Genomic DNA, 7,077 nt, shown 5'->3' with positions numbered 1-7,077 from the left:
TGGGGGGCGGCCTTCGGCCGCGCCCCGAGGACGATCCGGATGCCCCCGCGGCCCCAGGGCGAGTCGATCTGCTACGGGCCCGACGGCCGGACGCTTTACCTCACGAGCGAACGGGTGCCGTCCCCGCTCCTCCAGGTCTGCCCGGAAGGCCCGGCAGGGGATGCGGGTGAGAGAACTCGGAAACCGGCCCCTCGACCAAACTCGGGCCGCCCTGAGGTTCTCGAAGGGCGGAAATCGGAAAACCGAAATCAGCCTTCCGTCCCCCGAATTCGCGGAAAAAGTAGCATGTCCCCTTTCCCCCTGTCCATAGGAGCATGCTCCTCGGGCCCCAACAACTTGTGGATAATCCAACTACACGGCCCAGGTTTCCGCAGACACTGGAATTTGCTTGGGCAGATTTTTTCTTCCGGGTTTTGCGCAAAAGGGTAATAAAAGAAATACTGTCTATACAAACCCTGCCCAAATACGTCACTGTATTCGAAGTACGCCTTAATGGTTACTTGTGTTGGAAACTCCTTTGGGCGATCCTTTGTTAAATCTGCGACAGTATACTCTTCATTTACAGCGACCCCCAAGTTCTTCGCATATTGCTTTGTAGGCTCGCTTAGCCACCAACCGGGGATGTCAATTGCGGCCTTCTCCCCAGGAGGGACAAAATAATTGTGGTCTGTCCGCCATTCAGCCCAGAAGAATTTCTTTCCAAAATATACCCCAAAGCCTCTTGCTATTGCAGGTCCCTTTCCGTAGTTGGTGAGCCGAAGGCGGTCGGGATCTCGCTCAGTGGCCAGCGATCTGACTACCATTGCTGGCAAGTTTTCTGCATACCTTATTTCACCAGACTGCCAAAGAGCGAACAACGAGAAGAGCAAAGACAATATAATGCCTGCCCCTTTCAACCAGGTACGCCAGCGAGCACTGTGGTTGATATTGGATTGCATTTCACCACCTCCTGATTGAGCGTTAATCCCGGTAAGGTAATTCTGGGTAATTCTGGGGACGCAATACCTATTTACGCGCGATTCTGGGTGTCCCCAGATTCGCCTTATCCCTTAACCAAGGAAACAATCGCCAAGCCAACAGTTGCGGCGGCGCAAACTACTACGGCTATCGTAAGCACTTCCTGTCTCTTACCCAATTTTGCTATTAACCATGCGACGGCAAGTATACAGCCTTCCGGACCCATAGACCTAGGATTGTCAAAGTCAATCTGCCTTTCAAGATACCGTAGCAGCCTATCCTCCTTGGACATATCCTCTTCCTTTTGCCGAGACTTCTCTTGCTCTTCCATCGCTATAACCCTTTCCTGCCGTTGACCGGAGATTCCCGGAGAAACTCTTAACCGGTCCTCGTCCCGCCTTCGTCCCGGCGCTCCGGGGCTCACCCACCCGCCTCTGGTTAGGATGTCTTTCGGTCTCTGATTTGTTCAAGCAGGGCAATTATCTTCTCTTGGTTCTCGACCTGTTTTCGATTGAGTTTAAGGCTTTCCTCAACCTGAGCCATAGCTTCCTTCTGTTGATCGACAGATTCGCGTTGCGTTTCCATCGATTGTTTCTGCCGAACGACCGCTTCTAGTTGCGTTTCCATCGATTGTTTCTGCTGAACGATCGCTTTTCTTTGCATCAGCACCGACCAGATAATGATACCGAGAAAGAGCAATAGGAGGATCAACATTTCCATTTCATTTCTCCATCACAACAAGGATTATATGGTCCCGCATAATATGCGGAACTTTGGCTTCGTGTCAGTATAACACGCCGTTGGTCGGTCTGCCAGGGCTGCGAGCAATCCCTTCGGGCGCAGATTCGCTCGCCCTGCGATCGGCCGATCTCGGCGTGTCCTGTGCTTGCTGCAATGGACGTGCCCCCCGATTGGCATCATTCCGTGCCGGTGCTGTATTCCGTCAACAGCAGATCCTCATCCTGAATAAGGCCGATACCCGGCGCATAGGTCTTGTAACAGGTCTCGCCGGGATCCAACCCGGAGGTTTCCTCCGTTCTCAAGCAGTTCTTGAACGTTCCCGCCGGGGTCTTCAGGGTGGCGTCGGCGCTCAGGATTTCGGCCCTGTCCATGGCGGTCGGCGCGATTTCCTGGTAATACCTCGCGCCCAGGAGAATCGTGCCGGGCATCATGATGCCTGCCTGGGAATCCTTGCCGTCGGCTCTCCAGGCCCCCGAATGGCGGACGATCTTTCCCTCGCTGTAAACGTCCACTTCCTCGCCGAAGTAGAAGACGTTGCCCGTCTTCTTGCAGATGGCGAAGAAGTTCCTGGAGACCTCCTTCAACTCGCCATTCTCAAATTCCCGCTCTTCCACCACCCGCGTTTCCGTCTTTCCGACTTTCACGGTGTCCTTCAGGACCGTGATGACCACTTTTTCCTTGCCGCTCTCCATGACGAGCCGATGACCGGGCTTCAGGATGAAGAAGCGGTTCGCTCCGACCGAGGAGAAGTCGCACTGCTCCATGGGGAAATCCCTGGTCCACTCCTTGTCCTTCTTCGGTGCGACACTGGCCGCGGGCGCTCTCTCCTTGGTTTCGACGACCTTGCCCTCGCTTGAGATCTCCAACTCGTATTCTTTCCCGGCGGAGCGGATCTCCACGTCAAACTGGCCCACGTCCTTGCCCTCGACCTCCTTCTCGATGCGCAGAATTTCCCCGGCCGGGAAGGCTTCCTGGATGGCCTTTCTTATCAGGGGCGGCAGTTCGGAAGGCGGGACGGAAACTTTTCTTTCCTGTGCCGCAGCCAGGGAGAGGGCGCCAATGACCGCCAGCATCGCGGACAAGGCGACGGCAACTGACATGGCGCACGACCAACCGGACTTCGGGTTCATGATTGCTCTCCTTTCTTAAGCCGATTCTCGATGCTCCAGACGCCAAGCCCTATGGGTCGGCCGGAAGCGTACCAGACGAATTCGGGGTTTGTCAATACATTCTGATGCCGCGCTTGCGTCCAGGGTGGGGGGTGGGAAGGTCACCCTCACCCTGGTCCTCTCCCATCGAGGGAGAGGGAATCGCGGCGTCCCGGCGGGACGCCGCGCGGTGTTTTTTTGTGCGGCACGGGGGGACGGGGGCGGGGATATCACCGTCGGCGGGCCGCCTGGAGCGTGGCCAGGGGGCCGTCCGACCCGACCGGCGCGGGCATCGCGCCCGACCAGCCGTCGTTGCCGTTCGGGGCCACGTAGAACGTCGCGTGCCACGGCGGGGAAGATGACCGGCGGCTCCCGCCGCGGCTGCCCCAACCGCGGGGAGCCACGCCAACAACGCCACAAGCGCCAGCAGAATCGTCCGATGATTCACGGAGAACTTTTTTCTTCAGACAGGTGTCTTGCCGGAGGCCGGAGTGCGCCCCTTCGCGCCGCCCCCCCTTGCCGACACCCGCGAGACGAGGTTCTGAAGCAGAATGAAGACGAGCAAAAGGACGCCGACCGCGATCTTCGTCCACCACGTGTTGAGGTTCCCCTGAAACGCGATGGCCGTCTGGATCACGCCGAGGATCAGAACGCCCATGAGCGTCCCTGCGACGTACCCGACGCCGCCCGAGAGCAGCGTGCCGCCGATGACGACGGCGGCAATGGCGTCGAGTTCCGTACCGATGCCCCAGGTGGGGTTGCCCGCCTGGCCGTAGAACGAGAACACGACACCCGCCAGGCTGGCGCAGAAACCGTTCAGCGTGTACAAGAGGATTTTCGTCCGGCCGACCGCGAGGCCCATCAGGAGCGCCGACGGCTCGCTGCCGCCGATTGCGTACACCGTCCGCCCGAACTTCGTGAAGTGGGCCAGATACACGCCCGCCGCGAACACGGCGAGGAAGACGAGGGCCGTCAGCGGCACCGTCGCCGACCCCGGCAGGGGAAGGCCCACGTCCATCAGCCGCGCATAGAACGGGTGCTTGATGCCGATGGATTCTCCGCTGACGAGGAACCCCATGCCCCGCGCGAAGAACAACCCGGCGAGCGTGACGAGGAACGGCGGGAGTTTCTGGAAGTGGATGAGGCATCCCATCACGGCGCCCAGGGCGGACCCGAAGAGGAGTGCCAGGGCGATGGCCTCCAGAGGATGGACCGAATGGTCTCGCACGAGGGTCGCAATGAGGATGCTCGTGAACCCGACGACCGCCCCGACCGACAGGTCGATGCCCCCCGAGAGGATGACGAAGGTCATGCCGATCGCCGCCACGCCCACGAAGGCGTTGTCCTTGAAGAAGTCCACGAGGACCCGGAGCGAGAAGAAGCCCGGGAACTTCATCGCCGCCGCCGCGTACACGAGCGCCAGGACGAGCGCCGTCGCGGCCAGCGGAATGTGCCGTCGCTTGATCGCGATTTTCATGACGCCTTCCCGCCCGCGGGCCTCAAGGTCCAGACTCCCCGCCGGACCAGGCCCGCGACCTGGCTTCGGAAGACGGGGGATTGCAGGAGGCACACCGCGACGATGACGAGGGCTTTCGGGACCGGGGCCACGTCGGAACTGACGTCCCGCATGTACATCGTCGTCGTCAGCGTCTGAATGAGGAGCGCCCCGACGATGGACCCCGCCAGATAGAACCGCCCGCCCGTCAGGGCCGTCCCGCCCACGACGACGGCCAGGATGGCGTCCAACTCCAGGTACAGGCCCACGTGGTTCGAGTCCGCGCACTTGATGTTCGACGCGGCCATCAGCCCCGCCACGCCGGCGCAGAACCCCGCGAACGCATACACCAGGAACTTGACGAGCCTGTCGTTGACGCCGGAGTAGCGGCTCGCGGTCTCGTTGCTGCCGATGCACTCGATGAACAGGCCCACCGCCGTCCGGCGCGCCAGCGCCCACGTCATCGCCAGCGACGCCGCCACGATCGTCACCGTGAATGGCAGGCCGAACAGGTGGCCGTTGCCGATGAACACCATCCGCGGGTCGGTGAACGTGATGATCTGGCCGTCGGTGATCAACTGGGCGATGCCCCGGCCGGCCACCATCAGGATGAGCGTGGCGATGATCGGCTGGACGCGGAACCCGGCGACGAGCAGCCCGTTCCACATGCCGGCGGCGACGGAGACCCCCAGCGCCGCCGCGAGAACGGCTCCGAAGGGAAGGTTCGTCTTGGTCACGAGGACCGCCGCCACCGCCCCGGAGACGGCCATCACCGCCCCGACCGAGAGGTCCACGCCCCCCGTCGCGATCACGAGCGTCATCCCGAGCGCGAGCAGCATCACGCGCGACCCGTGATTCAGAATGTCAATCAGCACGCCGTAGAGGTGCCCGTCGCGGACTTCCAGGCGGAAGAAACCTTCCGTGAAAAGGAAGTTGAAGGCGAGGAGGAGCGCGAGCGCCGCGAGCGGCCAGACGAGGCGGGCCGCCGCACCGTGCTCAAGCCATCCCGTCGGATGGAGTTTTTTCGGTCTCATGTCGTGCGATCGCGTGCATGATGACTTGTTCGTCAATTTCGGTTCCGGCGAGTTCCGCCACCTTCGCGCGGTCCCTGAGGACGACGACGCGGTGGCTGTTCCGCACCACCTCATCGAGTTCCGCCGAGATGAAGAGGATGGCCATGCCCTCGGCCGCGAGCCGCGCCACGAGTTTCTCGATCTCCGCCTTCGCGCCGACGTCGATGCCGCGCGTCGGCTCGTCCAGGATGATGAGCCTGGGCTGCATGGCCAGCCACCGCGCCAGGAGCATCTTCTGCTGGTTCCCGCCGCTCAGGTTGCCGGCCGTCTGCTCGGGCGACGGCGTCTTGATGTCCAGGGCGCGGATGTAATGCTCGGCCATCTGGACCTGCCGGCCCATTGGAAGTCGCCGCAGCGGCCCGCGGCTTGCCTGCATCGCCAGGATGATGTTCTCCCGCACCGAAAGGTCCGGGATCAGGCCTTCGGTCTTGCGGTCCTCGGAGCAGAACGCCAGGCCTTTCTCGATCGCGCGCCTCGGCGACGCCAGGACGGTTTTCTTTCCTTCGATCCGTATCTCGCCGCTATCCGCCTTGTCGATCCCGAAAAGGAGCCGCGCCACCTCCGTCCGCCCCGACCCGAGCAAGCCGGCGAGGCCGACGACTTCGCCGCGACCGACCGCGAGGTCCATCGGCTCGACGCCCCCCTTGCGCCCCAGGCCGCGGGCCTCGAGGAACGCAGCCTTGTCGGCCGGGGCGCCCTTCGCGGCCGCACCTGCCGGCGCCGCCAGCGCCTCCGGCTCCCGGCCGATCATCTTGGCGATGAGTTGAATGCGCGGCAGGCGAGCGGTTTCGAACTGGCCCACGCGCTCGCCGTTCCGCAGCACCGTGATCCGGTCCGCCACCTTGTACACCTGGTCCAGAAAATGCGTGATGAAGATGATGCCGAGGCCCTGGTCCCGCAGGCGCCTCATGACGGCGAAGAGTTCCTCGGTCTCGGTTTCGTCGAGGCTCGATGTCGGCTCGTCGAGGATCAGGAGGCTGGCCGACACGTCGAGCGCCCGCGCGATAGCCACCATCTGCTGCACCGCGATGGAGTAACTCGACAGTTCCTGCGAGACGTCGATCGCAACCTCCAGCCGCGCCAGCGCCTGCCGCGCCCGCGCGCTGACGGCCTTCCAGCGGATTTTTCCGAACCGCGTGGGCTGGCGCCCCAGGCAGATGTTCTCCGCCACCGAGAGGTGCGGAATCAGGTTCACCTCCTGGTACACGGTGCTGATGCCGAGGGCCTCGGCCTCGCGGACCGAGCGGGGATGGATGGGACGGCCGGCCAGGAGGATTTCGCCGGCGTCGCGGGGATAAACGCCCGTCAGGACTTTGATGAGGGTGCTCTTGCCGGCGCCGTTCTCGCCCATGAGGGCGTGAATCTCGCCGCCCCGCACGAAAAAGTCGACGCCCGAGAGCGCCCGGACGCCGGGAAAAGTCTTCGAGATCCCCTGCATCTGGAGGAAGGGTTCGTTCGCGTCCATCGCCGGCCGCCGGATGGTTCTCGGAACTGCCGCTCGGGTCACGATCAGTACTTGCGCGTCTTAATGTCTTCCTTGGCGGTGTCCCGCGTGAAGACGCCTTCCTGGACGACGACGCGCTTCGGAATCGGCTTGCCCGCCACGAGGTCCTCGACGAGGTCAAACAGTTGCGGCCCGAGGAGCGGGTTGCACTCCACCGTG

The 7,077-nt window shown here is 62.4% G+C and carries 7 protein-coding genes; all 7 read right to left on the bottom strand.

All coding sequences use genetic code 11. The annotated features are described in order from the left end of the window. Positions 1 to 248: 248 nt before the first annotated feature. Positions 249 to 938: a hypothetical protein gene (locus NTX40_00975; protein ID MCX5647662.1), complete on the bottom strand. Its 690-nt coding sequence runs from the start codon at positions 936 to 938 to the stop codon at positions 249 to 251. Positions 939 to 1,395: 457 nt separating this feature from the next. Next, complete coding sequence (locus NTX40_00970; GenBank protein ID MCX5647661.1) at positions 1,396 to 1,677, bottom strand: hypothetical protein; 282 nt, start codon at positions 1,675 to 1,677, stop codon at positions 1,396 to 1,398. Between the two features lie 197 nt (positions 1,678 to 1,874). Next, on the bottom strand, positions 1,875 to 2,828 hold the full coding sequence (locus NTX40_00965) for a hypothetical protein (GenBank protein ID MCX5647660.1): 954 nt from the start codon (positions 2,826 to 2,828) through the stop codon (positions 1,875 to 1,877). A 248-nt stretch (positions 2,829 to 3,076) separates the two neighbouring features. After that, positions 3,077 to 3,250 (bottom strand): hypothetical protein, encoded by a 174-nt coding sequence (locus NTX40_00960; protein ID MCX5647659.1) that lies wholly within the window; start codon positions 3,248 to 3,250, stop codon positions 3,077 to 3,079. A gap of 59 nt (positions 3,251 to 3,309) precedes the next feature. Next, positions 3,310 to 4,323: a sugar ABC transporter permease YjfF gene (gene yjfF / locus NTX40_00955; protein ID MCX5647658.1), complete on the bottom strand. Its 1,014-nt coding sequence runs from the start codon at positions 4,321 to 4,323 to the stop codon at positions 3,310 to 3,312. Then, entirely contained in the window at positions 4,320 to 5,375 is a 1,056-nt protein-coding gene (locus tag NTX40_00950; GenBank protein MCX5647657.1) for an ABC transporter permease, read from the bottom strand. The genes yjfF and NTX40_00950 overlap by 4 nt, the downstream gene beginning before the upstream one ends. Continuing rightward, positions 5,338 to 6,879 (bottom strand): sugar ABC transporter ATP-binding protein, encoded by a 1,542-nt coding sequence (locus NTX40_00945; protein ID MCX5647656.1) that lies wholly within the window; start codon positions 6,877 to 6,879, stop codon positions 5,338 to 5,340. The genes NTX40_00950 and NTX40_00945 overlap by 38 nt, the downstream gene beginning before the upstream one ends. Positions 6,880 to 7,077: the final 198 nt, after the last annotated feature.

Source organism: Planctomycetota bacterium, assembly GCA_026387035.1.
Classification (GTDB): Bacteria; Planctomycetota; Phycisphaerae; order FEN-1346; family FEN-1346; genus JAPLMM01.
The sequence above is the reverse complement of the archived record's forward strand: the minus strand, read 5'-3'. Positions and strand labels throughout refer to the sequence as shown.